Source organism: Alphaproteobacteria bacterium HT1-32 (genome assembly GCA_009649675.1).
Taxonomy (GTDB): Bacteria; Pseudomonadota; Alphaproteobacteria; order Rhodospirillales; family HT1-32; genus HT1-32.
The window spans coordinates 1948619-1973365 of the sequence record WJPL01000001.1; the positions used below are offsets into that span (position 1 = coordinate 1948619).

Genomic DNA, 24747 nt, shown 5'->3' on the forward strand with positions numbered 1-24747 from the left:
TCTTTTCCGGTCGTGATGACTGGAACAAACTGGCCTTTCGACGCATATTGCGCCGCACTTATCGTAGCCATGTCTGAACCGGAGCCCGACCAAGATGTCTGATGCAACCACCCCACCAATCCAGCGCGCCCTGATTTCCGTCTATGACAAGACCGGTCTGGTCGAGTTCGGGCGGGTACTGGCGGACATGGGTGTCCATATTCTGTCGACTGGCGGCTCTGCCAGAATGCTGGCCGAAGCGGGTATTCCGGTGACGGAAGTATCAGACCATACAGGTTTCCCGGAAATGCTGGATGGCCGGGTCAAGACGCTGCATCCGAAAATTCACGGTGGTCTGCTGGGCCTGCGGGATAACCGGGAACACGGCAAGACGATGGCCTCGCATGGTATTGCTCCCATCGACATGCTGGTCTGCAATCTCTATCCGTTCGAGGAAACACTGGCGTCGGGCGCAGAGTTTGATGAATGCATCGAGCAGATCGATATCGGTGGCCCGGCGATGACCCGCTCGGCGTCGAAGAATCATCGTTCTGTGACGGTGATCAGCGATCCGGAAGACTACAATCTGGTGCTGGGAGAAATGAAGGAGAACAATGGCGGCACTACCGCGGCGACCCGTCGCCGACTGGCTGCCAAGGCATTCACCCGTACCGCTGCCTATGATGCCGCAATTTCCACATGGCTGACGACGCAGACTGATGAAGACAGTGCGTTCCCGCCGGTGCTTTCGGTTTCCGGAAAGTTGCAGCAGACCCTGCGATATGGCGAAAACCCGCACCAGTCCGCCGCCTTGTATGCGGGATCGGAAAAGCGCCCGGGTGTGGTGACGGCGACCCAGTTGCAGGGCAAGGAACTCAGCTTCAACAACATCAATGACACAGATGCGGCCTATGAACTGGTGGCCGAATTTGGTGAGCCTGCTGTTGCGATTATCAAGCATGCCAATCCCTGCGGTGTGGCTGTTGCGTCCGAGACGCTGGATGCCTACCGGCGGGCACTGGCCTGTGACCCGGTCAGCGCCTTTGGCGGGATCATTGCCCTGAACCGCCCACTGTTTGCGGATACGGCGGAAGAGATCGCCAAACTGTTCGCGGAAGTGGTGATCGCACCGGAAATCAATGAGGCTGCCCGGAAAATTCTGTCGGCCAAGAAGAACGTTCGTGTACTTGAAGTCGGTGGCCTGCCGGATCCGGCAGCACCGGGCATGACCATTCGTACAGTCGCTGGCGGATATCTGTTGCAGGGTCGCGATAATGGCCGCGTTGCCGAAGCCGATCTGCGGGTGGTGACGAAGCGGGCACCGGACAGCCGGGAAATGCGCGATCTGCTGACGGCCTTCCGGATCTGCAAACATGTGAAGTCGAATGCCATCGTTTATGTAAAGGATGGTGCGACCGTGGGTGTCGGTGCCGGACAGATGAGCCGGGTCGATTCAGCCCGGATCGCCGTTATCAAATCATCCGAGGCCGCCGCGGCAGCCGGTGACAAGACCAAGCGCACAGACGGTTGCGTCGTTGCCTCAGATGCTTTCTTCCCGTTTGCGGATGGCCTGATGGCCGCAGTGGATGCGGGTGCAACCGCCGTCATCCAGCCCGGCGGATCGATGCGGGATGACGAGGTTATCGCCGCCGCCGATGAAGCCGGGATTGCGATGGTGATGACCGGTATGCGGCATTTCCGCCATTGATCCGGGGCCTTTGGTTGCGGCTTTCCCCCAAATCACGCAGAGTTTGAGCCATGAGCATCAGCGGACGGCAGTATCAGAACCGGTTGAAGACAGCACTTGGTGAGGGTGCAGCAACAATTGGTGGCTGGGTTTGCAGCGGATCGCCCGCCATGGCGGAAGCGATGGCAACGCTGGGGTTCGACTGGATCGCCGTGGATATGGAGCATACGGCAACCGGCCTTGCGACGGCGGAAGCGATTTTCGTCATCTGCGAGCGTTATGATGTGGCACCGCTGGTGCGCCTGCCGGAAGCCGATCCGATTCTTGCACGGCGGCTTCTGGATATTGGCGCTCACGGCTTCATTGTTCCCCAGGTCGAAGATGCCGGGGCGTTGCAGGATTTTGCGGACCATCTGGTCTATCCCCCGGCGGGCAAACGCGGGGTCTGCCTGTCACGAATGAATGCCTGGGGTGATGACTTTGCCGATTATCACAAGGGTTTTGCCCCGGTGATCGCGCCACAGATCGAATCCGCCCGTGGCATTGCCAATGTCGCGGCAATCGCCGGGCTGGATTGTGTCGATGCGGTCTTCCTCGGGCCGTACGATCTGTCTGCCGATCTTGGATGCGCCGGAGACTTTACCGCAGGCCCGTTTACAGCCGCCTGTGCAACATATCGGGAAGCCTGCTCGGCAACCGGTAAGGCAATGGGCATTCATCAGGTTGATCCGGATATGGATGCCCTGAACGGTCGGTTGCAGGAAGGCTATCGCTTTATCGCATACGGCACGGATACGGTAGCCACCCGAAAGGCGCTGGGTGGCCTCCGCGATATCGCCGGACGCAGCTAGCGGCTAACTCTGCCCGCTGCTGCTGGTTTAGCCGGATACTGGATTATCTATGCTTTTACGGTTTCCTGCTCACAGTTTATGGGTATTCCGGCAGCGATCATTTCCAGTTCGAAATCGGTCAGTTCGTCGTCGTTTGCAACGCTCTGCACGATTTCCGTCAGATTGAAGATGGCCAGGCGTATCTCCTCGGAAGTAAGGGAGAAACCCCGTTCGCGAGCGATGTCTTCAATGGTACCAATGAAAACGGCTTCGTCCTGAATGCCTGACAAACGGTGAAGAATTTCATCGTCATTGCGCGCTATTCTGTAGAAGTCTTCGGCGGATGTAGTCAATTTCCTTCTCCTGATGAAGTGTTTTATCCATCTGCTGATGAAAAAGCGTAGATTACTACAAACTCATCCTAGCCCGGTAAGCTGCTTCAGGTATGACTGTGAATTCAAATTTCGTTGACTGAATATCCCGGGTTTTCGCCGGATTGTTACTTTTATCGATCAGGGGATGATCCGGTTTGTTCCCGAATTACAACCTTGCCAGATGCGGAACGGCTTAGGGCCGTACGATCTGTATGCTGATCTTGGATGCGCGGGAGACTTTACCGCAGGCCCGTTTACAGCCGCCTGTGCGACATATCGGGAAGCCTGCTCGGCAACCGGCAAGGCAATGGGCATTCATCAGGTTGATCCGGATATGGATGCCCTGAACGGCCGGTTGCAGGAAGGTTATCGCTTTATCGCATACGGCACGGATACGGAAGCCACCCGAAAGGCGCTGGGTGGCTTCCGCGATATCGGCGGACGCAGCTAGCGGCTAACTCTGCCCGCTGCTGCTGGTTTAGCCGGATACTGGATTATCTATGCTTTTATGGTTTCTCTCTCACAGTTCACAGGTACCCCGGCAGCGATCATTTCCAGTTCGAAATCGGTCAGTTCGTCGTCGTTTGCAACGCTCTGCACGATTTCCGTCAGATTGAAGATGGCCTGACGTATTTCCTCGGAAGTAAGGGTGATGCCCCGTTCGCGAGCGATGTCTTCAATGGTACCAATGAAAACGGCTTCGTCTTGAATGCCTGACAAACGGTCAAGAATTTTATCGTCATTGCGCGCAATTCTGTAAAAATCCCGGGCGGATGTGGTCAAATGCTTTCTCCTGATAAAGCATTTTATCCATCGGCTGATGGAAAAGAGTAGCTTAATACAAGCTTATCTTAGCCCAGTTATTTGCTTCAGGTATGTCTGTGAATTCAAATTACGTTGACTGAATATCCCGGACCTTCGCCGGATTGTTACTTTTATTGTTCAGGGGATGATCCGGTTTGTTCCCGAATGACAACTTTGCCAGATGCGGAACGGCCTAGGGCCGTCGTCCGCCACCTGCTGCCCGCATGGCCTCATGCAGTTTTTCAACCGGGATACCGAGCCGTTGGGCGGCGCTGTCGAAATCCGGTGGGGGCGGGCCCAGTGCACGGCGTAGGGTTTCGCCGTCTATTCCCAGCATTTCTCCGGCTTTGTTGAAGTCCGGGGGACCACCGGGACGGCCACCACCGCCCGGCCGGTCGTTATGCATCGAAGCAGATGCCCCGCCTCGTCCGCCTGACCCTCGTGTTGGCCCGCCCGGTCCCATTTTAAGGAAGCTGCGGTCCCGCTCTCCCTTCAGGCAACGGGGGATGACAGGCCAGTCCCGGGTCAGATAATAGGCATAGGTGCCATTGGGATAGTCGGGGGTGACGGTCTGGCGACCATTGCATTCATCCAGTGTGCCAAGACCGGCGACATATTCATAGTCTTCGATGAAGCTGCCATCGTAGCGCCCGCCCGGCCCGCCGGGACGTGATCCGGATTTGAGCCGCCAGCTTGGGGTGAGGTCGGCCACCGCCGACGCCGGGTTTTCCGGGTCGCTGTATCCATAACGCAGGTAAACCGGAAAACCGTCTGCCGCATAGGCGATCAGTTTTGAATGCCGGTCCGGGGTTACGTCCTCGACCAGTCCGGTCGGAATACCGTGATAGTGATAGGTGCCGTTTGGCTGTACATGCGCATTATGCTTGTCGAGGCCAAGGTCGACAGAAGAAGACAGTGGCTCGTACTGCCATCCGGAATTGCGGTCGCGCTGCCACCATTCCGCAGCGGAGGGATCAAAAGGGACACCATTTGTCGCAACGGCAAAAACATTCATGCCGACAGATGTCTGGCGACCGGTCAGCGCCGGATGCAGCGGCACACGAAAGGCTAATGACTGTTCGGAGATGCTGTTGGGGTTGCGCCGGTTGGGGAAATTGCCGGGAGAATGATCGGGTATCGCATTTGATGTGATGTAGCGATAGTCGCTGTCCGTCCGCACCGAGACCTTGTTGTCGGGCAGACCAAAGAATGCCTGAAGGCCGGCCTGTGCGAACAGCAGGATACTGGCCGTAAAAACGACTGTTCCGGTCCAGGTTTTAAATCCGGTTATTTTCATCATCAGATCCCCCGATACGGATGCGCGGATATGCTATCCCGATCCGGGATAAACTGGCTACTGTTTTGGCAGGCGGAAGGAAGGAATCAGAAGGGGGACTTTAACAGACCGACTTCCTGATAGAACTTCCGTGCGCCCGGATGCAGGGGAATACCGACCCCGTTCAGGGCAGCTTTCAGACGGATCTGGGCACCGCGCGGGTGGTTCTTTTCAAGCTTCTTGCGGCTGGTTTCGTGCCAGAGAGCACGGGTAACGCCATAGACCAGTTTCTCGTCCATGTCTTCGCGGGCAATCAGCTGGGCGGAGACATTGAGGGTCAGTGTCGCGGGAATTCCGGGATAATAATCAGCCGGGATGACACCGCCGGTGATGAAGCTGTACTTGGTGATCAACTCGTCAAAATCATCCCAGGTCAGCGGCACGAGGCGGATTTGCAGGCGCTGGGCCAGACCTGAAATCGAGGCGTCCGGATATCCGGTTACAAAGAAGGCTGCATCCAGTGCGCCGGCGGCAAGTGAGTCAGCCGCAGCACCGGGTTTCATGTAATAGGCTTCGTAATCGCCTTTCTTTATGCCGCGTTCGGCCAGCACGACATCGGTCATCACCGGCGTACCGGAACCCAGTTCGCCGACGGCAACCCGTCGTCCGGCAAGGTCGCTGAGATCTTCGATGTCGGAATCGGCGGGAACGACAAGATGCACGGCCTGCGGATAAAGCGAGCCTATTGCGCGGAGCGAACGTATCGGCTCCTGTCCCTTGTAGGGGCCAAGGCCGTAATAGGCCCAGAACGCGACATCGCCCTGTACCAGCGCCAGATCAAAATTCTTTGCCTGGATTTCGGTGATGTTTTCCACCGACCCCTCGCTGGAGGTGGCGGTGACGATAACGCCGGGGACGCCGCAGCTTCCACCGCGCTCGCAGTCCCGTGATCCCGGAGGGTTCGAGAAAATGCCGGCGAGCAATCCTCCCAGCGGGAAGACAGTTCCGCTGGCGGACCCGGTGCCCATATGCAGAAAGGTAAGCGTAGACGAGCTTGCCGTTGTCGCACCGATGACCACGGCCAGCGCCACGGCAATCCGGGTTGCGACGGTGAAACGGCGCTTGAGCATGCCTGTCCTGTAACCAAGAGGGAATTGTAACCAGTCAGGAAACTACGCCCGAACTGATTGAAAGGCAAAGATATTCAGGAACTTTATTGGAGTTCGGCAGATCAATTCTGCGTGCCCTGTCCGGGGAGCCCGCCGGAGCCTCGCTTTACGGTTGCCGGCTGGCCATCTCTGTTGCCACCCATTCCCGGAATGCAGGTGTGACCTGCTTCCAGACAGCTGTCCAGTCGCCGGGCCGGGGCTGGCGAAACAGTCGCATCGTCGGATACCAGGGGCAGTCGTCACGGTCGAGCAGCCAGCGCCAGTCTGCGTTATGGATCAGCAGGCACCAGGTCTTTGCCCCCACCGCCCCGGCCAGATGTGCAGGGGCTGAATCGATGGTGATGACGAGGTCCAGCTGGGACATGAAGGCAGCGGAATCTGCGAAGTCCTCAATCAGCGGATCAAGATCGGTGATCAGGGTTTCCGCGCCAAGCCGGACGATATCGTCCTTGCGGCCTCCTTTCTGGAAGCTGTAGAAGGCGACGCCGGGCATATCCATGATTTCGATGAAATGTTCAAGGCCACAGGAACGGTCTTTCGGTGTGGTCTTGCCGGCCCAGACGATGCCGACTTTCAGCTTTGCGCCATTGACGGCGGGCAGTTTCTTGCCGTGGATTTCAGGCGGGCCGAGATAGGGGACGGTGTTGGGCAGGGTCTCCATCGTCACGCCAAACATTTTGGGCAGGGACAGTAATGGATAATAGACATCACATTTCGGTGGTTTCTGTGCCTTGATCAGCATTTCGTCGACACCATCGACAGTGGCCAGCAGACGCAGCAGACCGGTCTGGCATTCTACGATCACCCGACCGGCACCCCGTTGCTTCACCAGCGGGATGAAGCGGGCCCATTCGATCATGTCGCCATAACCCTGTTCGGCATGCAGCAGGATCGACTTGCCGCCGAGATCCTTGCCATCCCACACCGGCATATCGAACTTGCGTGGGGGGCTGCGGTCCAGTTTCCAGCGCCATTCATAGTGATCGAACCCGCGTTTGTAATCGCCGATCAGCAGCCAGGTCAGCGCCCGGTCCCACAGGCAGTCGAAATAGTTGTCCCGCATGGCGATGGCGCGGTTGAAGCAATCCATCGCCTCCCGGATCTTGCCGAGATCCCGCAGCACCAGACCAAGATTATAGATACCCTCCGGCGCATCCCCCTTCAGCTCGACGGCCTTGCGATGGGCGACACAGGCTTCTTCAAGCCGTCCGACTTCCCGCAGCGCATTGCCCATGTTTGACCAGGCGCCGGGATTGTTCGGGCGCAGCGCAAGTGACCGTTTGTAGCAGGCGACGGCGGCCTCAAACTTGCCCTGGGCACGCAGCGCGACGCCCATATTGTTCAGGGCGTCGGCAAAATCCGGTTTCAGCCGGAGTGTTTCGGCATAGCCGGCCACGGCGGCATCCATACGACCTTTCTTGTGGTCATCTGCCGCCCGCGCGAACATCTGGATATGTGCCGGCTGGGCAGACAGGTCGGTCTGTGCTGCCGGTTGTGTGTTGGTATCGCCATTCATATCGGGATTAACCGTTGCCAGCGCCGGACCGTCAATAGGCTGCGTAGGATTTCTCTTCCACAAGGCTGGAGCCGAGCAGGATATTGATCTGTTTCTTTACATCAGCGCGGCGGTCATTGGTGCGATAGACAGCCCGTGCCAGCCTGATAAATGTCTCGCCAAAGTCACCATTGCGTTCGCAATCGCGGATGTCGTCCTCGATAACCCAGAGTTCTTCATTGATTGATTTCAGGCTGGCGGTCAGGGCGATCATCTCGTCTGACGCCCCGATATGCCGGTCCCGTGTCGCCGACAGGGTTTTCAGTTCGGTCTCGACATTGGCGAGCTTCGCCGGGTCTTCAATGCGCTCTGACTTGATTTCGAGAATCGTGATCTTGTCGATCAGTTCGCCTGGCGCGATCGGGGCAGAGAGTGTGATGCCGGACATGCGGGGTGCTTCGCTGGTTTCTGGACAGCCGGAAAATGGTCGAACACAAGCCGGAAAGCAATAGTCAGCGGGGAGCATTGCGCTGAATCAATGCGGAAGCCTGATTGACGGTGCGATAGTGCGACGTTGTGAACCGTCAGAACAATCGTCCGGGCAAAAGGGGGGGTGGCGCCGTTCTGAAAGAAAAACAGGGAGACGGGAATGCAGGACATTCTGAACGGACTGAGAAAGGACCATCGCAACATTCTGAGATTGCTGGATGCTTTCGCCCGCGAACTGAGCCTGCTCGATGCGGATGGCGAACCAGACTATGAATTGCTGGATGATATTCTGCGCTACAGTCTGGATTACCCGGATCAGTCTCATCACCGGACCGAAGAGTATCTCGTTCAGAGGCTGTTACAGGAATATCCGGATGTCAGGGATATTTTGCGGATCCTCCTCGGTGAGCATGAGGAACTGCGTTCTGCGGCTCTGGATATCCTGAATCTGTTGCGGCATCTTCTTGACGGTCAGGTCGTCGACAGAGAGGTTTTTTCCCGAAACTGTCGTTGTTTCATTGATAATTATCATCGGCATATCCGCCGGGAAGAAGCATTGCTGTTTCCACTGGTCGAGGATGTTCTGTCCACTGGCAAGGACCTCAATATATCCCGTGTGACTGCAGAGCCCCCTGTATCAGACGGCTTTCCGGACTCTGTGCGGGCGCGTCTGAAGCTTGTCGTGACTGTGCCCGACTAGCTTTCTGCGTTCGCAGGCCCCGGAGTATCGAGCAGGGATTGTGCGGGGCGCATGACCCGCAGCGCGGGCAGCTCAAAGGTAACAGTGGTCCCGACGCCGGCCTTGCTTTTGATTGTGATGTCTCCGCCATGTGCCTGGATGATGGCTCTGGAAAGCGCCAGCCCCAGTCCGACACCGCCTTCGTTGGCGACATGGGCGCTGTTTCCCGCCTGCCGGAATGGCTGCATGAGATGAGCAATGTCCTGCGCGTCGATGCCTGTGCCGGTATCGGAAATATCGATCTGAACAGCACCGTTTTTCATACGCTGCAGGGTGGTTGTGATGGTTCCGCCCTTCTTGGTGAATTTTACGGCATTGGATAACAGGTTCAGGGCAATCTGCGCGATGCCTCTGCGGTCGCCAATTACGAATACCGGCTGTTTGGTCCCTTCAGTGATGAATGTCAGGTCGCTGCTTTTTTCCCATGCCGTGACGATCCTGACCGTCTCGGTCAGCAGCGCTGCCAGATCAAAGCGGGATTCATGCAATGCCTGTTCGCCGAGTTCAATTTTCGAGATGTCGAGAATGTCATTGATCAGGGACAGGAGATGGTTTCCGCTGGCATTGATATCCTTGGCATATTCAAGATATTTCGGATGTTCCAGCGGCCCAAGATCGCCCCGGATCATGACCTGTGTCAGCCCCTGAATGGCATTCAGGGGAGTCCGGAGTTCGTGGCTCATATTGGCCAGAAAGGTTGTCTTGGCCCGTTCTGCGTCAAGTGCATGAAGGCGGGCCTGATCCAGTTCCTGATTTTGTTGCTGCAACTGGCGCATAAGCAGAATGACGCCTCCGAGGGGCAGCAACAGAACCAGAATAGTCAGTCCGGATATCTGGAGGCCATAGATCGTAAAGCTGCGGGTAATGCCGGTCCTGAATGCAGACATATCGACATAGACCTCGACAATAGCGACCCGACGCCCCTCGCGGATGACCGGAACATATGTTTCGACATAGAGGTCCGGGCGGTCAGGCTTGCCGGTTCCATCCGCGAGTTTCACATAGGGCTTTCCCGTGGCAAGAACGTTGATCGCCGTCTCATTGTGATCCGCCAGTCTGCTTTCCTGCTTTTCTGGTTTGGTGAGATCGTCAGAGACAAGTGACAGATTTCCGGATGCATCAAACAGCTTGAAGCGAAAGATGCGCCCCATCTGCCGGATACTTTCGAGCAGGGCGCGTTCTGCTGTATTCATCTGTCCGGTGTCGGCGATTTGTTCGATATTCGGTAATTGTAGGGCAATCAGAGTCGCGGCAGACAGGGATTCGTGCTCTGCCTGTTGTTTTATCAGGCTCTCCGCAACCTTTCCCATCAGGATGACACCGAGAGACGAGAGGATGATCAGGCCGCAGATACTGCCAAGCAGAATGCCCCGCGCGCCGACTTTCATCGGGCACAATGCCGCAAGCTTACTTGTGGTTCTCTGTTTCGCGCCGTCTTTCATGACGGCTTTATGCGATAATCCGTTTCAGCGGGAAACTGTGGATTGTCCTTACTTCACGAGGACTAACGCAAAAGTTCCAGAACGTTTTCCGGGGGGCGACCCATCACAGCGCGATCTCCTTTGACGACAATCGGCCGTTCCATAATGGCCGGATTCGCAGAGATTGCAGCGATGATCTGGGCATCCGACAGGGTTGAGGGATCAAGACCGGCTTCTTTCGTTTCCTTGCGACGGAGGATCTCGGCAGGCTTCATGCCGAGCTTGACCAGAATCTCGCCAAGTTCGCCGGTGGTCGGTGGCGTCTTGAGATATTCGACGATTTCCGGCTCTACATTGTTTTCCGTCAGCAGGGCGAGGGTCTGGCGGGATTTGCTACAGCGGGGGTTGTGATAAATGACGGTCATCTCGTTCAATTCTCCATCGTCGGTCAATCAGTCAGGTCGTCTTCAGTTTCGGCGTCGATAATCCATTTCGCAACCTCATAGGAAAATCCCCGGCGGGCAAGCCGGGCCATTTCACGCTGGCGCTGGTCCGCGTCGGCCGGTTTGCGCCGGAACGGGCCCAGCCGGCTGCGGCGGGCATAGGAGACGGCGGCTGCGCGGTCCATATCCGGGACCGTGTCGATCTCCGGCGTTTCCGCCAGCAGATGCCGGATGGCATTCTCGATATCCTCAGCCTCCAGCCCCTGCTGTATCAGGCGTCCCCGGATGGCACCTGCACTGGCGCCACGCCGGAACAGGGCGGCAGTGCGACCACGGGCAAAAGCTGCGTCGTCAAGAATGCCCAGCCTGACATACCGGCTGACGATCTCCTCGGCAATGCGGGCGCCTTCCTCCGGGTCCGTGTCATGCGCGTGGGCTGATCGCAGGACACGGCGGTTCAGAACACGCCGGAGCTGCTCGGCAGAACTGGCATAGCGGGCAACATAGCGCTCGGCGGCACGGCGCAGGGTTTCCCCATTGGCGACCGGCGGTGTCTTGCCCTGTTGCCTGCCCGCCATGGTGATCAGTTTCCGGCGTTGCGCATTTCGCCCTGCGCCTGACGAATGATCTGGAAGGCAGAAGACAGGAACAGACAGGCCATGATCCCGGCGACGACAAGGTCCGGCCAGGCGGTGCCCGTTGCGATAACCAGTCCGGCGGCCGCAATCACCGCGATGTTTCCGATCGCGTCATTGCGACTGCAGAGCCAGACCGAACGGACATTTGAATCGCCATCACGATATTTCATCAGAATCAGAACACTGACCAGATTGGCTGCCAGTGCCAGACCGCCGATCCAGCCCATGATTGTGGCTTCCGGCAGGCCCAGGATGAAAACCTGCCAGACGGTTGACCCGAAGACCCAGAGGCCAAGCAGGGCGAGGCTGATGCCTTTAGCCATGGCGGCGGTGGCGCGGGTCTTCAGGGATTTGCCGAGGACGATGAAGCTCAGGAAATAGGTTGCCGCATCACCGGCGAAATCCAGCGCATCAGCCTGCATGGCCTGTGAATTTGCCAGCCGCCCGGCGGTCATCTCGACAACAAACATGACCGCATTGATGATGATGACAGCCCAGAGTGCACGGCGAAACCCGCTCGACATGCCGTCAAAAACTTCAGGATGGTCATGGTGACAGCAGCCGCTCATGGGGTTTGCCTCCGGTTTGAATGATGTTCCATGACACCCTACCTAATACCTACAGTAACTAGAGCTTCAAGAGGGTTTGATGAATTTTTCCATTGGTGAAGCCGCCAGCGCCGCAGGCTGCAAGGTTCAGACGATTCGCTATTACGAACAGATCGGACTTGTATCGGCGGTGGCGCGGACTGCGGGAAATCAACGGGTTTATTCTGACGGGTCGGTCAGCCGGCTGGCTTTCATCCGGCATGCCCGTGCGCTGGGTTTCTCGCTTGATGATGTAAGGCAGATGCTCAGCCTTGCCGACAAACCTGCACAGTCCTGCGAGGAGATTGATGCGATTGCCCGGGAGCGGCTGGAGGAGGTCAATAACCGCATCCGGCTACTGACCAGCCTGAAGACCGAACTGGAGCATATGATCAGCGCCTGTGCCGGAGGCAGGGTTGCCGATTGTCGTATCGTTCAGGCCCTGAGCGATCACGAGCACTGCGATCATGATCATCTTCCGCCGACCTGATTGACCCGCTACCGGGCTTATTTGTCGCCCCAGACGGTCCGGGCGATTTCCACGCAGCGGCCAAGTTTCCGCCACTGATCGTCGAAGCCGAGATCGTTGCCGTGGGCGGTGGAGGAAAAGCCGCACTGGTGGCTGAGTGCGCATTGTTCGAGATCGACATAGGCAGCGGCCTCATCAATGCGTTTGCGGATGGCATCGACCGGTTCGACTGCCGCTGTCTTGGAACTCATCAGGCCGAGTACCACGGATTTGTCCTTCGGCATGAACCGCAAGGGGGCAAAATCGCCTGACCGCTCGTCGTCATATTCCAGGAAGAAGGCATCGACGGCCATCTCGCTGAACAGGATTTCAGCCACCGGCTCATAGCCGCCCTGTGCGACCCAGGCGCTTTTGAAATTGCCGCGGCAAAGATGAGTGGCCACCACCATGTCCGCCGGTTTGTCGCGGATGGCTTCATTGATCATCCGGCAATAAAGCCGGGTCAGGTCGTCAGGATCATATCCGCGCGCCTTTGTGGCCTCGCGGATCTGCGGATCGCAAAGATAGGCAAGGTTGGTGTCGTCGAGTTGCAGATAGCGGCAGCCACGGCCGGCCAGATCAGCAATTTCATCGCGATAGGCGGCGGCCAGGTCGGCGTAGAAATCTTCCATATCCGGATAGATTTCTGTCGAGATGGCTTCACGCCCACCCCGGAAATGCAGCATCGAAGGCGACGGAATGCTGACTTTCGGTGTTCGCGTTACCTGTCCCGCAAGATAGTCGAAATCCGGCCCCTGAATCGGGGTGGCATGCCGGATCTTCGAGGTGACATGCATGGTTGGCGGGCGAAAGCCGACCTCGGTCCCGTCATCCTTGCGGAACTTCGAAGCGAACTCGCCATAGGTGACTTCGACACCGTCCAGCCGTTCAAGGAAATCAACATGGAAGAAGGTACGCCGGAATTCACCGTCCGTGATGCCCTTCAGGCCCGCCGCTTCCTGCTGTTTCACGACTTCTGCAATGCAGCGGTCCTCGACTTCCCGCAGGGCCGCATCATCAATTTTGCCATCTGCCTGCTGCTGACGGGCTTCAGCCAGTTCGGCTGGCCGGAGAAAGCTGCCGACATGGTCGGCGCGAAAAGGAGGTGTGCTGGTCATGACCGTTTCTTCTCCCGTAAGCCTGTTTGTCTTATAGTTGTAAATAGTCTGGCGTGTTGACCACGCGGAGGCAAGTCGGGCTGTGATGCGGATCATTGCCGGATGCCGGGGAATAGGGACTCTGTTCCGGGATTGCCGGGAAGGACGGAGGAAACGGATGCCGTATGTGAAGCGGGACAGGAACGGGGATATCATTGCCGCGTTCCGGGATGATGTTGATCAATCAGGAGAGGAGGTTTCGGCCTACAATCCTGATCTCGACCGGTTTCTCGGGCGGGCGGAAGTACTGGACCCGGACTGGCATAAATCTGACGTTGAACTGTCACGGGTGATTGAGGACCTGGTCACGGTTCTGCTGGAGAAGGGGATCATTGATTTCACCGACCTGCCGGAGGCGGCCCGGGCGAAATTTCTGGAGCGTGAAGAAAAACGCGGTCAGCAGGTCTTTTCCCAGTATGCGGATGTCGGTTTCAACTGGGCTGCTTTGCAGGCGCAGGAGTTTCGCGACGAAGACTGATTTTGAAGGTGGTTGTGTTTCGGTCTCCGGGCATGCTGTTCCGGTCTGTGAAACATCTGTCATTCAAGGCACTTGGTCTCTCATGAATTCTGGATTAGTCTGCCGGCGCTGCGGTGCAGCATAACTGTTCCTGATAGGGTGGGGCCCTGCAGATGGCGATAGAAGTGGTGACAACCCGCGTCGGGTTGCGTGAACGTGTGGCGTCCTGGCGTGCCGCCGGAGAGACGGTCGCACTGGTGCCGACGATGGGGTTCCTGCATGACGGGCATATGTCACTGGTGGATATCGTCAAGGGCAAGGCAGACCGTGTGGTTGCCAGCCTGTTCGTCAATCCGACCCAGTTCAGCCCGAGCGAGGATCTTGCTACCTATCCCCGCGATCAGGAAGGCGATCTCGCCAAATTTGAGGCTCATGCTGTGGATGCTGTCTATATCCCGGATGTCAGCGAGATGTACCCGACGGGATTTGCGACCTCGGTTGCGGTTTCCGGATTCGGGGAAGGGCTGTGCGCTGAAACCCGGCCTATCTTCTTTCAGGGGGTGGCGACGGTTGTCTCCAAGCTGCTGATTCAGTGCTGGCCCGATTATGCGATTTTTGGCGAGAAAGATTACCAGCAGCTTTGCGTGATCCGGCGGATGGCACTGGATCTTGATATCCCGACGCAGATTCTGGCAGGCCCGACAGTGCGCGAGGCAGATGGTCTGGCGATGTCGTCGCGCAATGCCTATCTGACGCCGGAAGAACGCCGGATTGCCCCCGTACTGAACCGGGAACTGCTGAAAGCTGCGGTAAACCCGACCCGTCCGGCAATCGCTGCGGCGGGTGCGGCGATACTGGATGCCGGGTTTCGCAGCATCGATTATGTTGAACTTCGGGATGCGGAAACCCTGCAGCCGGTGACTGCTCCGGTAAGCCGTCCGGCTCGTCTTCTTGCTGCCGCGTGGCTTGGCAAGGCGCGTCTTATTGATAATGTGGCGGTCGCACCTGCCGCATAACCGGCGGAAAGAGTCAGAAACCCGCTGAATGTGCGTTGACAGTGGGTGGTTGGTGGCTATATTGCCGCCCTCCGGCGCGGAGGGTTTCCGCGCCTGTTTTGTGTTTCATGAAGTGGTTGGTACGATGTTCGCAGTCATAAAGACCGGCGGTAAGCAGTACCGGGTCGCAGAGAACGATGTGATCCGTGTAGAAAAGCTTGCTGGTGCAGCCGGCGATGCCGTGCAGTTCGATAATGTTCTGATGATCGGTGATAAGGTCGGTGCTCCTCAGGTTGAGGGTGCGCTGGTTTCCGGCGAAGTGCTGGAACAGACCCGTAACGACAAGATCATTATCCTGCGCAAGAAGCGCCGCAAGAATCACCGCCGCAAGGCCGGTCATCGCCAGGACGTAACCGTCGTGCGCATCACCGGGCTGAGCGCTGATGGCAAACCGGCCGCCAAGAAGAAGGCAGCGCCGAAGAAAAAAGCTGAAGAAGTAGCTGCGGCTGCTCCGGCTGAAGAAGCGGAAAGCAAGGAATAAGTTATGGCACATAAGAAATCCGGTGGTAGTTCACGTAACGGTCGCGACTCAGCTGGTCGCCGCCTTGGTGTGAAAAAGTATGGTGGCGAAGTCGTCATTCCGGGCAACATCATCGTGCGCCAGCGCGGCACCAAGTTTTATCCGGGCGACAATGTTGGCATGGGCAAGGATCACACCCTGTTCGCCACTGTTGAAGGCCAGGTGAAGTTTCAGACCAAACGCGGCAAGCGCACCTATGTTTCGGTGGAGCAGCCGGCGTAATCAATCACCCCAAGGGTGTTTGAACCAGGGGGAATGGCCAATGCCGTTCCCCCTTTTTCTTTTTTGAGTGACAGGATCACGACGTGAAATTCCTCGACGAAGCGAAGGTTTTCATCAAATCAGGCGACGGCGGTGCCGGTTGCGTCAGTTTTCGCCGTGAAGCGAACGTGCCGATGGGCGGGCCGGATGGCGGCAATGGTGGACGTGGTGGCGATGTCATTGCGGAATGTGTCGATGATCTGAATACCCTGATCGATTATCGCTATCAGCAGCATTTCAAGGCCAAACGTGGTCATCACGGCATGGGCAAGCAGCGCACCGGCGGGTCCGGGGCGGATGTGATCCTGCAATTGCCGGTCGGGACCCAGATTCTGGGCGAAGACAAAGAGACCCTGCTGGCAGACCTGACCGAACCCGGCCAGCGGGTCGTTCTGCTGAGCGGGGGTGATGGCGGTCACGGTAACATGCATTTCAAAACCTCCACCAACCGGGCGCCCCGTCGCTTTGACGAAGGCTGGCCGGGTGAGGAAATGTGGATATGGCTGCGTCTCAAACTGATTGCGGATGCCGGTCTGGTCGGGCTGCCGAACGCCGGGAAATCGACCTTTCTGGCCGCCACTTCTGCCGCCCGGCCGAAGATTGCCGATTATCCTTTTACCACCCTGCATCCGAATCTCGGTGTCGCCCAGATTGATGAGCGGACCTTTGTCATCGCCGATATCCCCGGCCTGATCGAGGGTGCGCATGAAGGTGTTGGCCTTGGCGTCCGGTTCCTTGGCCATGTTGAACGCTGCCGGGTGTTGCTGCATCTCGTTGATGGCACACAGGAAGATGTTGCCGGGGCCTGGCGGACGATCCGTACAGAGCTGGAAGCCTATGGCGGGGAGCTGGCCGGCAAGACGGAGATCGTCGGGCTGAACAAGATCGACGCCCTGACGGATGAGGATATCGCGGAACGCAAGGCCGAGCTGGAAGCTGCCTGTGGCCAGAAAGTGATGCTGCTGTCCGGTGTTTCCGGGTCCGGTGTCCGTAACGTGCTGGCCGGGCTCTGGCACAAGATTGCTGAAGGCAAGGCCGAGGAAGCCAGGGAAGACGAGGCTGACGAGGAGTACCGTCCGTGACCGGGGCAGTGCAACGTCTGGCTGACGGGCGGCTGATCGTCGTCAAGGTAGGCTCTACGCTGGTTGTGGACGAGGAAACCGGAAACATTCGCCGGGACTGGCTGATGGCGCTGGCTGACGATGTCGCCATGCTGCGGGCCCGCGGGCAGCAGGTTGTCATCGTGTCATCAGGTGCAATTGCCGCCGGGCGTCGCCGTCTCGGCCTGAAATCCCGGACCCTGCGGCTGGAGGAAAACCAGGCATCGGCCGCAGTTGGAATGATCCGGATCGCGCATGCCTTTCAGGATGCTCTCGGGCGGCATGACATTCCGGTCGCTCAGGCACTGCTGACACTGGAAGACAGCGAAACCCGGCGGCGTTATCTCAATGCACGCTCGACCTTCACCACATTGCTGGAACTGGGCGCGGTTCCCCTGATCAATGAAAATGATACGGTCGCAACCGATGAAATCCGGTTCGGTGACAATGACCGTCTGAGCGCCCGTGTGGCTGCCATGATCAGTGCTGATACGCTGGTCCTGCTGTCGGATATTGACGGGTTGTATACGGCTGACCCCCGGATTGACCCGGCGGCAGAATTCGTCCCCGTCGTCACTTCCATCACCGGAGCCATCGAAGCCTCGGCCGGGGCAACGCAGACCGATTACGGCACCGGCGGCATGAAGACCAAGATTGCCGCCGCCCGGATTGCCCTTGGTGGCGGCTGCCGCATGGCCATCGCACAGGGGCGTCTGAACAATCCGCTGCGGCGGCTGGATGATACCGGTCGTGCAACCTGGTTCCTGCCGGAAGACGGCCCGAAGGCTGCCCGGAAGCAATGGATACTTGGCAGTCTGGCCGGGAATGGCGGACTGGTTATTGATGCAGGCGCCCTGAAAGCCCTGCAATCCGGCCGCAGCCTGCTGCCCGCCGGTGTCACCGCCATCGAGGGGGATTTTGATCGTGGTGATGCTATCACTGTCTCTGACCTTGCGGGGCAGGTGATTGCCCGTGGTCTCAGCGCCTATTCCAGTGCAGATGCGCGGCTGCTGGTGGGACGCAAGAGCAGTGAAATCGAAGCACTTCTTGGCTATCGTGGCCGGGACGAACTGATCCATCGTGATGATCTGGTGATGACATGAGCAAGCAAATGGATGTCGATGCGGTGATGACCGACATCGGCAAACGGGCGAAAGCTGCGGCCCACGGACTGGGCATTGCTGATACGGAAGCCAAGAACAGGGCGCTGACTCTGGCAGCAGCCGAACTTCGGGCCCGTGTTGATGATCTGCTGGCGGCAAATCAGCTGGATATGACCGCAGCGGAGAAGAAAGGTCTCAGCAAGGCAATGCTGGACCGGCTACTGCTGACCGGCGACCGGGTCGAGGCCATGGCGAAGGGGCTGGAGGATATCGCCGCACTGGATGATCCGATCGGGACGACCCTGGCGCACTGGCAGCGGCCGAATGGTCTGGATATTTCCCGTGTGCGGGTGCCTCTTGGTGTCATTGGTGTGATTTATGAGTCGCGGCCCAATGTGACGGCTGATGCCGGCGCGCTTTGCCTGAAAGCCGGTAATGCTGCGATTCTGCGGGGCGGCTCGGAAAGCTATCATTCCTCGCGGGCCATTCACGACTGCCTGCTGACCGGGCTGGCCGGGGCTGGCTTGCCCGCGGACGCCATTCAGATGGTGCCGACAACCGATCGCGCGGCTGTCGGTGCCCTGCTGCGGATGGCGGAATATGTTGATGTTATCGTGCCGCGCGGCGGAAAATCGCTGATCCAGCGGGTGATGGATGATGCCCGTGTGCCGGTATTCGCCCATCTGGAAGGGCTCTGCCACACCTATATTCACGGGCAATCCGATGTGGCAATGGCGCGGTCAATTGCGTTCAACGCGAAGATGCGGCGTACGGGTATCTGCGGATCGACGGAAACTCTGGTGGCGGACAGGTCTGTAGCCCAAAGCCACCTTGCGCCGATCATTGACGATCTGATCAGTGGCGGCTGCGAGGTGCGGGGGGATGAAGCAACCTGTGCCCTCGACGATCGGGTAAAGCCTGCGACAGAGGAAGACTGGGTGACAGAATATCTCGACCAGATCGTTGCCGTCCGGCAGGTTGAGGGGCTGGATGAAGCAATTGATTTCATCAATACCTATGGTTCCAGCCATACGGATTGCATCGTCACATCCGACGATGCGGCGGCGACCCGGTTTCTGCGTGAGATTGATTCAGCCATCGTGCTGCATAATGCTTCAACCCAGTTTGCCGATGGCGGCGAGTTCGGGATGGGGGCGGAAATTGGTATTGCAACGGGCAAGATGCATGCGCGGGGGCCGGTTGGCGTCGAACAGCTGACCAGCTTCAAGTATCTGGTCCGCGGTGGTGGTGCGGTGCGTTCCTGATTGGCCTGTAACACGGGGCATGGAGTGGCCCTGTCACACGGGTACAGGCGCTTTATGGTACCGGCAACTGACAGCGGTTTGTTGTCAGTAATTCCTTGATATCCCCAGTTCAGAAACGGAATGCCGAATGCTGCAGATAACTGATGATCGCCCGACGCTGGTCGGAAACCGGATACGTATGGAACCGCTGGAGGCCCGGCATGCGGCGCCGTTATGGGAAGCTATTGCACCCGGCGATATCACGAAATGGTTCCCCTATCCGATCCGCTCGCTGCAGGACATGGAGAAATTTATTGCTGATGCCGAGGCGCAGCGTACTGCCGGAACCTCCATTCCCTTCGCGACGATTGATCTCGCCAGCGGTAAGCCCATTGGTTCCAGCCGGTTCATGAATATCGTCCGGGCCAATCGGGTGGTGGAAATCGGATCAACCTTTGTGGCAGCAGCTTTTCAGCGGACGGGTGTTAACCGCGAGGCCAAGCTGTTGCAGCTGACCCATGCCTTTGAAGTGTGGAAATGCAACAGGGTTGAGTTCAAGACCGACAGCCTGAACGAGAAGTCCCGGGCGGCGCTGTCGGGGATCGGGGCGCTGGATGAAGGCATCTTCCGCAATCATGTGATTTGTCATGATGGTCGCCTGCGTCATTCGGCATGGTTCAGCATTGTTGCTGAGGAATGGCCGGCCTGTCGTGACAGGTTGTCCGGACAACGTTCGTAGTTTCTATCTCTCCCGGCCTAATTTCAGTGCGATTACCCGGACGTGGTTGTATCTTCGGGTAACTGAAACTGGTCTGTATCTATATCCGGGAATGAGCAAAACCACATCAACCGGCCTGTCATCAGATATAGAGAGTCTTGCTGCAGCCTTTGATTGCAGTCCGCATCTGTGTGCCTGGTATGATGCGGATGACCGGTTGCGCTGGATGAATAAAGCCTTTGCGCAGGCGTATGAAAATTACTTGGATATTGTCCGTCTGGGCGGTGATTTCCGCGAGATGATGCTGGAAGTTGATGCCCGGCGCGAAATTCCGGAAGCCAGCTATGATCCGGAATGGCTGGAGAAACGGATCGCCTATCGCAACAACCCGGTCGGTTCCCTGCTGCGCCCCATGCCTGACGGGGCGCGTTACAATCTGACGGAATGGCGGACAGCTGATGGCGGCACAATGTCCCTGTTTGCGCATGCGGGGGAGGTCAGTGAGCAGTCGACGCTCCATAATTCGATCATGTCAAATATGCGTAGCATCGTGTTTTGCCGCAGTGAACGCGGGCGCAGCGGGGTTACGACGATTGGTCCGGATGCGGCCCGTTTTGTCGGCTTTGACAGTGAGATCAATCCTGCCGGCCATGAGCCCGAGGAATGGTATGCTCTGGTACATCCTGATGACCGGCCAGCCTATCTGGAAGCCGAGAAGCAGCGAAAACAGGAGGGTACTCCCTATTCCCTGGAATACCGGTTCCGGCATCCGAAAACCGGTGTCTGGCATTGGGCCAGAGAAGTCGCCTGGAACACTGAGGATGCGGCGACGGGGCGACTGTTCTACGACAGCTATGTCGTCGACCGTACGAATGTAAAAGCACGTGAAACAGCAGAACAGCATTTGCGTGAGGTGCTGGATGCGGCGACCGATATCATTGCGATTTTCAGTGCTGACGGCCGGCTGGGTTATCTCAATTCCGGTGCGCGTAACGGGCTGAAGCTGGATGACGATATCGACATCACGAACCATCGTATCACTGATTTTCTGCCAACATCAGTGCGCCATATGCTGTTGCATGATGCGATGCATCAGGCCCGGCTGAAGAGCACCTGGGCGGGCGAGCTGGTTTTCAGAACAACTGAGGGGAACACGTTGCCCTGCTCTGTGGTTCTGGTGTCCCATCGTAATACCGGAGGGCAGGTTGACCGGTTTTCGATCATCGCCCGTGATATTTCCCGGCAGCGTGAAGCAGAGTACGAACTGCGTGTAATGCGTGACCGGGCGGAAGAGGCGAACCGCGCGAAATCACGTTTCCTTGCGACCATGAGCCATGAACTGAGAACCCCGCTGAATGCGATCATCGGCTTCTCAGAACTGATGAGTGAAGAGATTTTCGGACCTATCGGGGCGCCCCGTTACCGGGAATATCTCAAGGATATCCGAAACAGCGCAGCGCATCTTCTGGGACTGATCGGCGATATTCTTGATGTCTCGCGTATCGAGGCCGGAAAGATTGACCTGGAACCGGAGCATCTGGATATCCGGAGTGTTTCGGCTGAGATGATCGATATGGTTCAGGCGCGGGCCCAGCAAAAGGGCTTGCGGCTGAAACTGGAAGTTCCGGAGGGTTTGCCCGCGGTCTATGCGGATAACCGGACCTTCCGGCAATGCCTTCTCAACCTGTTGTCGAACGCGATCAAGTTTACGCCCACAGGCGGTGAAATCTCGATCGGGGCAGAAGCTGATAACCCGGCAGGTTATCTTGTCTGGGTCACTGATACGGGCCGCGGTATCCCGGCAGACCAGATTGCCAAGGTTCTGGAGCCTTTTTCGCAGGTTGAGGAAGATATCGAACGCCGTCAGCATGAAGGGTCAGGTCTCGGACTGTCGATTGTCCGTTCACTGATGGAACTGCATGGCGGGGGAGTGTCGATTCAAAGCACGAACGGCAAGGGGACGACCGTTACATTGCAATTCCCGGTCCGGAAAAGCTGACGCCGCTCGCCTGGCCTTTATTATATATGAAAGTCTGATCATTCCCCGGAATGCGATAAACCGCTCTCCGGGGAATGATATGAGATGACCACCTACTGGCGGGCGACCATCAGTTTCTTGATCTCGGCAATCGCCTTTGCCGGGTTCAGACCTTTCGGGCAGGTCTTCGTGCAGTTCATGATGGTATGGCAGCGATACAGCCGGAACGGATCTTCGAGATTATCCAGACGCTCCCCGGTTTTCTCATCGCGGCTGTCTGCAATCCAGCGATAGGCCTGCAGCAGAACCGCCGGGCCGAGATAGCGGTCGCCGTTCCACCAGTAACTCGGGCAACTGGTCGAGCAGCAGAAGCAGAGTACGCATTCCCAGAGACCATCAAGCGCTTCACGCTCTTCCGGGCTTTGCAGACGTTCGGTGTCGGTCGGTGCAGGAGTATCGGTCTGCAGGAAGGGCTGGACTGATTTCAGCTGTGCGTAAGGCACGGACAGATCAGGCACCAGGTCCTTGATGACCGGCATATGCGGCAGCGGATAGACCTTCACGTCGCCTTTGACTTCATCAATCGGTTTCAGGCAGGCCAGCGTATTGGTGCCGTCAATGTTCATCGAGCAGGAACCGCAGATGCCTTCACGGCAGGAGCGGCGCAGGGTTACCGATGAATCGACTTCGTTCTTGATCTTGAGCAGGGCGTCGAGAACCATCGGGCCACAGGCATCGAGATCGATCTCGAAGGAATCGATCCGCGGTGCCGAATCCTCGTCCGGATCATAGCGGTAGATCTTGAACGTCTTGACGTTCTTTGCCCCGTCAGGGGCCTTGTAGGTTTTGCCCTCGGAAGGACGGGAATTTGCAGGCAGGGCGAATTCAGCCATGGGAGTTTCGTCTCCGTCTTCAGAAATAAATCAGTAAACGCGCTTTTTGGGCGGAAACACCTCGACCTCATTGGTCATGGTGTACATATGGACAGGCCGGTAGGCGATATCGGTTTTACCCTTGTCGTCGACATAGCACAGCGTGTGTTTCATCCAGTCATTGTCATCACGATCCGGATGATCTTCATTTGCATGCGCGCCCCGGCTTTCCTTGCGGTTGGCTGCGGAGTAAATCGTCGTCAGTGCGCAGGCCATCAGATTGTCCAGTTCCATCGCCTCAACGAGGTCGGTGTTCCAGATCATCGAACGGTCGGCGATCTTGAGATCGGGGATCGTTGCATTGACCTCGGACATCTTGTCGCAGCCTTCCTGCAATGTCTTGTCGGTGCGGAAGACGGCGGCATAGGTCTGCATGGTTTTCTGCATGTCGAGACGGACATCGGCGGTCTTGCGTTCGCCATTGGCATGACGGATGCGGTCAAGACGGTCGAGTGCTTTCTCACAGGCATTTTCAGCCAGCGGACGATGGCGTTCGCCCGGCTGCACCACTTCGACGGCACGCTGAGCGGCGGCGCGGCCAAAGACCACGATATCGAGCAGCGAGTTGGTACCAAGACGGTTGGCACCGTGGACTGAAACGCAGGCGGTTTCGCCGATAGCCATCAGACCCTGGCAGACCTTGTCCGGATCGTCCTTGGTCGGGGCCAGCACTTCGCCATGATAATTGGTCGGAATGCCGCCCATGTTGTAATGCACCGTCGGCAGAACCGGGATCGGCTCTTTCGTGGCATCAACACCGGAGAAGACGCGGGCGGTTTCCGTGATGCCCGGCAGACGCTGATTCAGGACTTCGGCGCCCAGATGCTCCAGATGCAGCATGATATGGTCGTTTTCGGCACCGACACCGCGGCCTTCGCGGATTTCAATGGTCATGGCCCGGCTGACAACATCGCGGGAAGCCAGGTCCATGGCGGTCGGGGCGTAACGCGGCATGAACCGCTCGCCTTCGGAATTGGTCAGGTACCCCCCTTCACCGCGGGCGCCTTCGGTAATCAGGCAGCCGGCGCCGTAAATGCCGGTCGGGTGGAACTGTACGAATTCCATGTCCTGGTTCGGCAGGCCGGCACGGGCGACCATGCCGATGCCGTCACCGGTGCAGGTATGCGCCGAGGTGCAGGAGAAGTAGGCGCGGCCATAACCGCCAGTTGCCAGAACGACTTCCTGTCCTTTGAACAGATGCAGGGAGCCGTCTTCCAGATTCCAGCAGAGCACGCCACGGCAGGAGCCGTCATCGTCCATGATCAGGTCGATGGCGAAATATTCGATGAAGAAATCCGCATCATGCTTCAGGCACTGCTGATACAGGGTATGCAGGATCGCATGGCCGGTCCGGTCAGCAGCAGCACAGGCACGCTGCACCGGCTTCTCGCCGTAGTTGCTCATATGGCCGCCGAAAGGCCGCTGATAGATCTTGCCGTCTTCGGTGCGTGAGAAGGGAACGCCGAAATGCTCCAGCTCCACGACCGACGGGATTGCGTTGCGGCACATATATTCGATGGCGTCCTGATCGCCCAGCCAGTCCGACCCCTTGACGGTGTCGTACATGTGCCAGCGCCAGTCATCCTCGGCCATATTGCCCAGCGCGGCACCCACGCCGCCCTGTGCTGCGACCGTGTGGCTGCGGGTCGGGAAAACCTTGGTGACACAGGCTGTCTTCAGCCCGGCAGCCGTCATGCCCAGCGTGGCACGCAGACCCGCGCCGCCCGCACCGACAACGACGACATCATAGTTATGTTCAGTAATTTCATAAGCCTTGGACATA

Annotated in this window: 27 protein-coding genes; 14 read left to right on the top strand and 13 right to left on the bottom strand. The window is 57.9% G+C overall.

The genetic code is table 11. From position 1 onward, the window contains the following. Nucleotides 1-94 precede the first annotated feature (94 nt). Together purH and GH722_09260 are read left to right on the top strand one after the other, a co-directional pair. Complete coding sequence (gene purH / locus GH722_09255) at nucleotides 95-1687, top strand: bifunctional phosphoribosylaminoimidazolecarboxamide formyltransferase/IMP cyclohydrolase (GenBank protein MRG71958.1); 1593 nt, start codon at nucleotides 95-97, stop codon at nucleotides 1685-1687. A 50-nt stretch (nucleotides 1688-1737) separates the two neighbouring features. Next, nucleotides 1738-2517 (top strand): 2,4-dihydroxyhept-2-ene-1,7-dioic acid aldolase, encoded by a 780-nt coding sequence (locus GH722_09260; protein ID MRG71959.1) that lies wholly within the window; start codon nucleotides 1738-1740, stop codon nucleotides 2515-2517. Between the two features lie 47 nt (nucleotides 2518-2564). Here GH722_09260 and GH722_09265 read toward each other — a convergent pair whose 3' ends face one another. Beyond that, entirely contained in the window at nucleotides 2565-2849 is a 285-nt protein-coding gene (locus GH722_09265; protein MRG71960.1) for a hypothetical protein, read from the bottom strand. Between the two features lie 202 nt (nucleotides 2850-3051). Between GH722_09265 and GH722_09270 the strand changes: the two genes are divergently transcribed. Continuing rightward, a complete protein-coding gene (locus GH722_09270; GenBank protein MRG71961.1) occupies nucleotides 3052-3321 on the top strand; it encodes a hypothetical protein in 270 nt (89 codons plus the stop codon). 47 nt (nucleotides 3322-3368) lie between these two features. On the opposite strand, the gene GH722_09275 is transcribed toward GH722_09270, so the two are convergent. The 5 genes from GH722_09275 to GH722_09295 all read right to left on the bottom strand — a co-directional run bounded on the left by GH722_09275 (nucleotide 3369) and on the right by GH722_09295 (nucleotide 8053). Beyond that, nucleotides 3369-3653: a hypothetical protein gene (locus GH722_09275; protein ID MRG71962.1), complete on the bottom strand. Its 285-nt coding sequence runs from the start codon at nucleotides 3651-3653 to the stop codon at nucleotides 3369-3371. A gap of 214 nt (nucleotides 3654-3867) precedes the next feature. Beyond that, nucleotides 3868-4974 (bottom strand): YHYH protein, encoded by a 1107-nt coding sequence (locus GH722_09280; GenBank protein MRG71963.1) that lies wholly within the window; start codon nucleotides 4972-4974, stop codon nucleotides 3868-3870. An 83-nt stretch (nucleotides 4975-5057) separates the two neighbouring features. Then, on the bottom strand, nucleotides 5058-6080 hold the full coding sequence (locus tag GH722_09285) for a TAXI family TRAP transporter solute-binding subunit (GenBank protein ID MRG71964.1): 1023 nt from the start codon (nucleotides 6078-6080) through the stop codon (nucleotides 5058-5060). A gap of 145 nt (nucleotides 6081-6225) precedes the next feature. Continuing rightward, nucleotides 6226-7635 carry a tetratricopeptide repeat protein gene (locus tag GH722_09290; protein MRG71965.1) on the bottom strand — a complete coding sequence of 470 codons (1410 nt, stop codon included), beginning with the start codon at nucleotides 7633-7635 and terminating at the stop codon, nucleotides 6226-6228. A gap of 31 nt (nucleotides 7636-7666) precedes the next feature. Further along, entirely contained in the window at nucleotides 7667-8053 is a 387-nt protein-coding gene (locus tag GH722_09295; protein MRG71966.1) for a hypothetical protein, read from the bottom strand. 210 nt (nucleotides 8054-8263) lie between these two features. On the opposite strand from GH722_09295, the gene GH722_09300 reads away from it, so the two are divergent. After that, nucleotides 8264-8803: a hypothetical protein gene (locus tag GH722_09300; GenBank protein ID MRG71967.1), complete on the top strand. Its 540-nt coding sequence runs from the start codon at nucleotides 8264-8266 to the stop codon at nucleotides 8801-8803. Here the strand turns inward: GH722_09300 and GH722_09305 are convergent. The 4 genes from GH722_09305 to GH722_09320 all read right to left on the bottom strand — a co-directional run bounded on the left by GH722_09305 (nucleotide 8800) and on the right by GH722_09320 (nucleotide 11913). Next, nucleotides 8800-10284, bottom strand: coding sequence for a hypothetical protein (locus GH722_09305; protein MRG71968.1), 1485 nt, complete (start codon nucleotides 10282-10284; stop codon nucleotides 8800-8802). The two genes, GH722_09300 and GH722_09305, sit on opposite strands and share 4 nt — an antisense overlap. Nucleotides 10285-10346: 62 nt before the next feature. Beyond that, nucleotides 10347-10697 carry an arsenate reductase (glutaredoxin) gene (gene arsC / locus GH722_09310; GenBank protein MRG71969.1) on the bottom strand — a complete coding sequence of 117 codons (351 nt, stop codon included), beginning with the start codon at nucleotides 10695-10697 and terminating at the stop codon, nucleotides 10347-10349. A 14-nt stretch (nucleotides 10698-10711) separates the two neighbouring features. Then, nucleotides 10712-11284, bottom strand: coding sequence for a RecX family transcriptional regulator (locus tag GH722_09315; protein MRG71970.1), 573 nt, complete (start codon nucleotides 11282-11284; stop codon nucleotides 10712-10714). A 5-nt stretch (nucleotides 11285-11289) separates the two neighbouring features. Further along, complete coding sequence (locus GH722_09320; protein ID MRG71971.1) at nucleotides 11290-11913, bottom strand: cation transporter; 624 nt, start codon at nucleotides 11911-11913, stop codon at nucleotides 11290-11292. A 76-nt stretch (nucleotides 11914-11989) separates the two neighbouring features. Here GH722_09320 and GH722_09325 point away from each other — a divergent pair, with 76 nt between their 5' ends. Continuing rightward, nucleotides 11990-12421, top strand: coding sequence for a MerR family DNA-binding protein (locus GH722_09325; GenBank protein ID MRG71972.1), 432 nt, complete (start codon nucleotides 11990-11992; stop codon nucleotides 12419-12421). Nucleotides 12422-12438: 17 nt separating this feature from the next. On the opposite strand, the gene GH722_09330 is transcribed toward GH722_09325, so the two are convergent. Continuing rightward, the gene (locus GH722_09330) at nucleotides 12439-13557 is read right to left on the bottom strand and encodes a 5-methyltetrahydropteroyltriglutamate--homocysteine S-methyltransferase (protein MRG71973.1); all 1119 of its coding nucleotides are present in this window, start codon (nucleotides 13555-13557) and stop codon (nucleotides 12439-12441) included. Between the two features lie 157 nt (nucleotides 13558-13714). Here GH722_09330 and GH722_09335 point away from each other — a divergent pair, with 157 nt between their 5' ends. From GH722_09335 to GH722_09375, 9 genes are all read left to right on the top strand, one after another. Beyond that, complete coding sequence (locus GH722_09335) at nucleotides 13715-14074, top strand: tryptophan synthase subunit beta like protein (GenBank protein MRG71974.1); 360 nt, start codon at nucleotides 13715-13717, stop codon at nucleotides 14072-14074. A gap of 152 nt (nucleotides 14075-14226) precedes the next feature. Beyond that, complete coding sequence (locus GH722_09340) at nucleotides 14227-15069, top strand: pantoate--beta-alanine ligase (GenBank protein ID MRG71975.1); 843 nt, start codon at nucleotides 14227-14229, stop codon at nucleotides 15067-15069. Nucleotides 15070-15193: 124 nt separating this feature from the next. Then, nucleotides 15194-15589 (top strand): 50S ribosomal protein L21, encoded by a 396-nt coding sequence (gene rplU / locus GH722_09345; protein MRG71976.1) that lies wholly within the window; start codon nucleotides 15194-15196, stop codon nucleotides 15587-15589. Nucleotides 15590-15592: 3 nt separating this feature from the next. Continuing rightward, the gene (gene rpmA, locus GH722_09350; protein MRG71977.1) at nucleotides 15593-15850 is read left to right on the top strand and encodes a 50S ribosomal protein L27; all 258 of its coding nucleotides are present in this window, start codon (nucleotides 15593-15595) and stop codon (nucleotides 15848-15850) included. An 83-nt stretch (nucleotides 15851-15933) separates the two neighbouring features. Further along, the gene (gene obgE, locus GH722_09355) at nucleotides 15934-16971 is read left to right on the top strand and encodes a GTPase ObgE (GenBank protein ID MRG71978.1); all 1038 of its coding nucleotides are present in this window, start codon (nucleotides 15934-15936) and stop codon (nucleotides 16969-16971) included. 8 nt (nucleotides 16972-16979) lie between these two features. Beyond that, nucleotides 16980-18092: a glutamate 5-kinase gene (locus GH722_09360; GenBank protein ID MRG71979.1), complete on the top strand. Its 1113-nt coding sequence runs from the start codon at nucleotides 16980-16982 to the stop codon at nucleotides 18090-18092. Next, nucleotides 18089-19357 carry a glutamate-5-semialdehyde dehydrogenase gene (locus GH722_09365; GenBank protein ID MRG71980.1) on the top strand — a complete coding sequence of 423 codons (1269 nt, stop codon included), beginning with the start codon at nucleotides 18089-18091 and terminating at the stop codon, nucleotides 19355-19357. Before GH722_09360 ends, GH722_09365 begins: the two co-directional genes overlap by 4 nt. 127 nt (nucleotides 19358-19484) lie before the next feature. After that, on the top strand, nucleotides 19485-20075 hold the full coding sequence (locus GH722_09370) for a GNAT family N-acetyltransferase (GenBank protein ID MRG71981.1): 591 nt from the start codon (nucleotides 19485-19487) through the stop codon (nucleotides 20073-20075). Then, nucleotides 19984-22053, top strand: coding sequence for a PAS domain-containing protein (locus GH722_09375; GenBank protein ID MRG71982.1), 2070 nt, complete (start codon nucleotides 19984-19986; stop codon nucleotides 22051-22053). Before GH722_09370 ends, GH722_09375 begins: the two co-directional genes overlap by 92 nt. Nucleotides 22054-22145: 92 nt before the next feature. On the opposite strand, the gene sdhB is transcribed toward GH722_09375, so the two are convergent. Together sdhB and GH722_09385 are read right to left on the bottom strand one after the other, a co-directional pair. Continuing rightward, nucleotides 22146-22925: a succinate dehydrogenase iron-sulfur subunit gene (gene sdhB / locus GH722_09380; protein MRG71983.1), complete on the bottom strand. Its 780-nt coding sequence runs from the start codon at nucleotides 22923-22925 to the stop codon at nucleotides 22146-22148. Between the two features lie 30 nt (nucleotides 22926-22955). Then, on the bottom strand, nucleotides 22956-24746 hold the full coding sequence (locus tag GH722_09385; GenBank protein ID MRG71984.1) for a succinate dehydrogenase flavoprotein subunit: 1791 nt from the start codon (nucleotides 24744-24746) through the stop codon (nucleotides 22956-22958). Nucleotide 24747 lies beyond the last annotated feature (1 nt).

Excerpts from the sequence above, each read along its gene's own strand:
- purH (MRG71958.1), top strand. The coding sequence starts at position 95 with ATGTCTGATGCAACCACCCCACCAATCCAGCGCGCCCTGATTTCCGTC.
- rpmA (MRG71977.1), top strand. The coding sequence starts at position 15,593 with ATGGCACATAAGAAATCCGGTGGTAGTTCACGTAACGGTCGCGACTCA.
- sdhB (MRG71983.1), bottom strand. The coding sequence starts at position 22,925 with ATGGCTGAATTCGCCCTGCCTGCAAATTCCCGTCCTTCCGAGGGCAAA.
- GH722_09340 (MRG71975.1), top strand. The coding sequence starts at position 14,227 with ATGGCGATAGAAGTGGTGACAACCCGCGTCGGGTTGCGTGAACGTGTG.
- rplU (MRG71976.1), top strand. The coding sequence starts at position 15,194 with ATGTTCGCAGTCATAAAGACCGGCGGTAAGCAGTACCGGGTCGCAGAG.
- GH722_09290 (MRG71965.1), bottom strand. The coding sequence starts at position 7,635 with ATGAATGGCGATACCAACACACAACCGGCAGCACAGACCGACCTGTCT.
- GH722_09315 (MRG71970.1), bottom strand. The coding sequence starts at position 11,284 with ATGGCGGGCAGGCAACAGGGCAAGACACCGCCGGTCGCCAATGGGGAA.
- GH722_09330 (MRG71973.1), bottom strand. The coding sequence starts at position 13,557 with ATGACCAGCACACCTCCTTTTCGCGCCGACCATGTCGGCAGCTTTCTC.
- GH722_09305 (MRG71968.1), bottom strand. The coding sequence starts at position 10,284 with ATGAAAGACGGCGCGAAACAGAGAACCACAAGTAAGCTTGCGGCATTG.
- GH722_09280 (MRG71963.1), bottom strand. The coding sequence starts at position 4,974 with ATGATGAAAATAACCGGATTTAAAACCTGGACCGGAACAGTCGTTTTT.
- GH722_09335 (MRG71974.1), top strand. The coding sequence starts at position 13,715 with ATGCCGTATGTGAAGCGGGACAGGAACGGGGATATCATTGCCGCGTTC.
- GH722_09365 (MRG71980.1), top strand. The coding sequence starts at position 18,089 with ATGAGCAAGCAAATGGATGTCGATGCGGTGATGACCGACATCGGCAAA.
- GH722_09260 (MRG71959.1), top strand. The coding sequence starts at position 1,738 with ATGAGCATCAGCGGACGGCAGTATCAGAACCGGTTGAAGACAGCACTT.
- GH722_09270 (MRG71961.1), top strand. The coding sequence starts at position 3,052 with ATGCGGAACGGCTTAGGGCCGTACGATCTGTATGCTGATCTTGGATGC.
- GH722_09385 (MRG71984.1), bottom strand. The coding sequence starts at position 24,746 with ATGTCCAAGGCTTATGAAATTACTGAACATAACTATGATGTCGTCGTT.
- GH722_09375 (MRG71982.1), top strand. The coding sequence starts at position 19,984 with ATGATGGTCGCCTGCGTCATTCGGCATGGTTCAGCATTGTTGCTGAGG.
- GH722_09370 (MRG71981.1), top strand. The coding sequence starts at position 19,485 with ATGCTGCAGATAACTGATGATCGCCCGACGCTGGTCGGAAACCGGATA.
- GH722_09300 (MRG71967.1), top strand. The coding sequence starts at position 8,264 with ATGCAGGACATTCTGAACGGACTGAGAAAGGACCATCGCAACATTCTG.
- GH722_09320 (MRG71971.1), bottom strand. The coding sequence starts at position 11,913 with ATGAGCGGCTGCTGTCACCATGACCATCCTGAAGTTTTTGACGGCATG.
- GH722_09285 (MRG71964.1), bottom strand. The coding sequence starts at position 6,080 with ATGCTCAAGCGCCGTTTCACCGTCGCAACCCGGATTGCCGTGGCGCTG.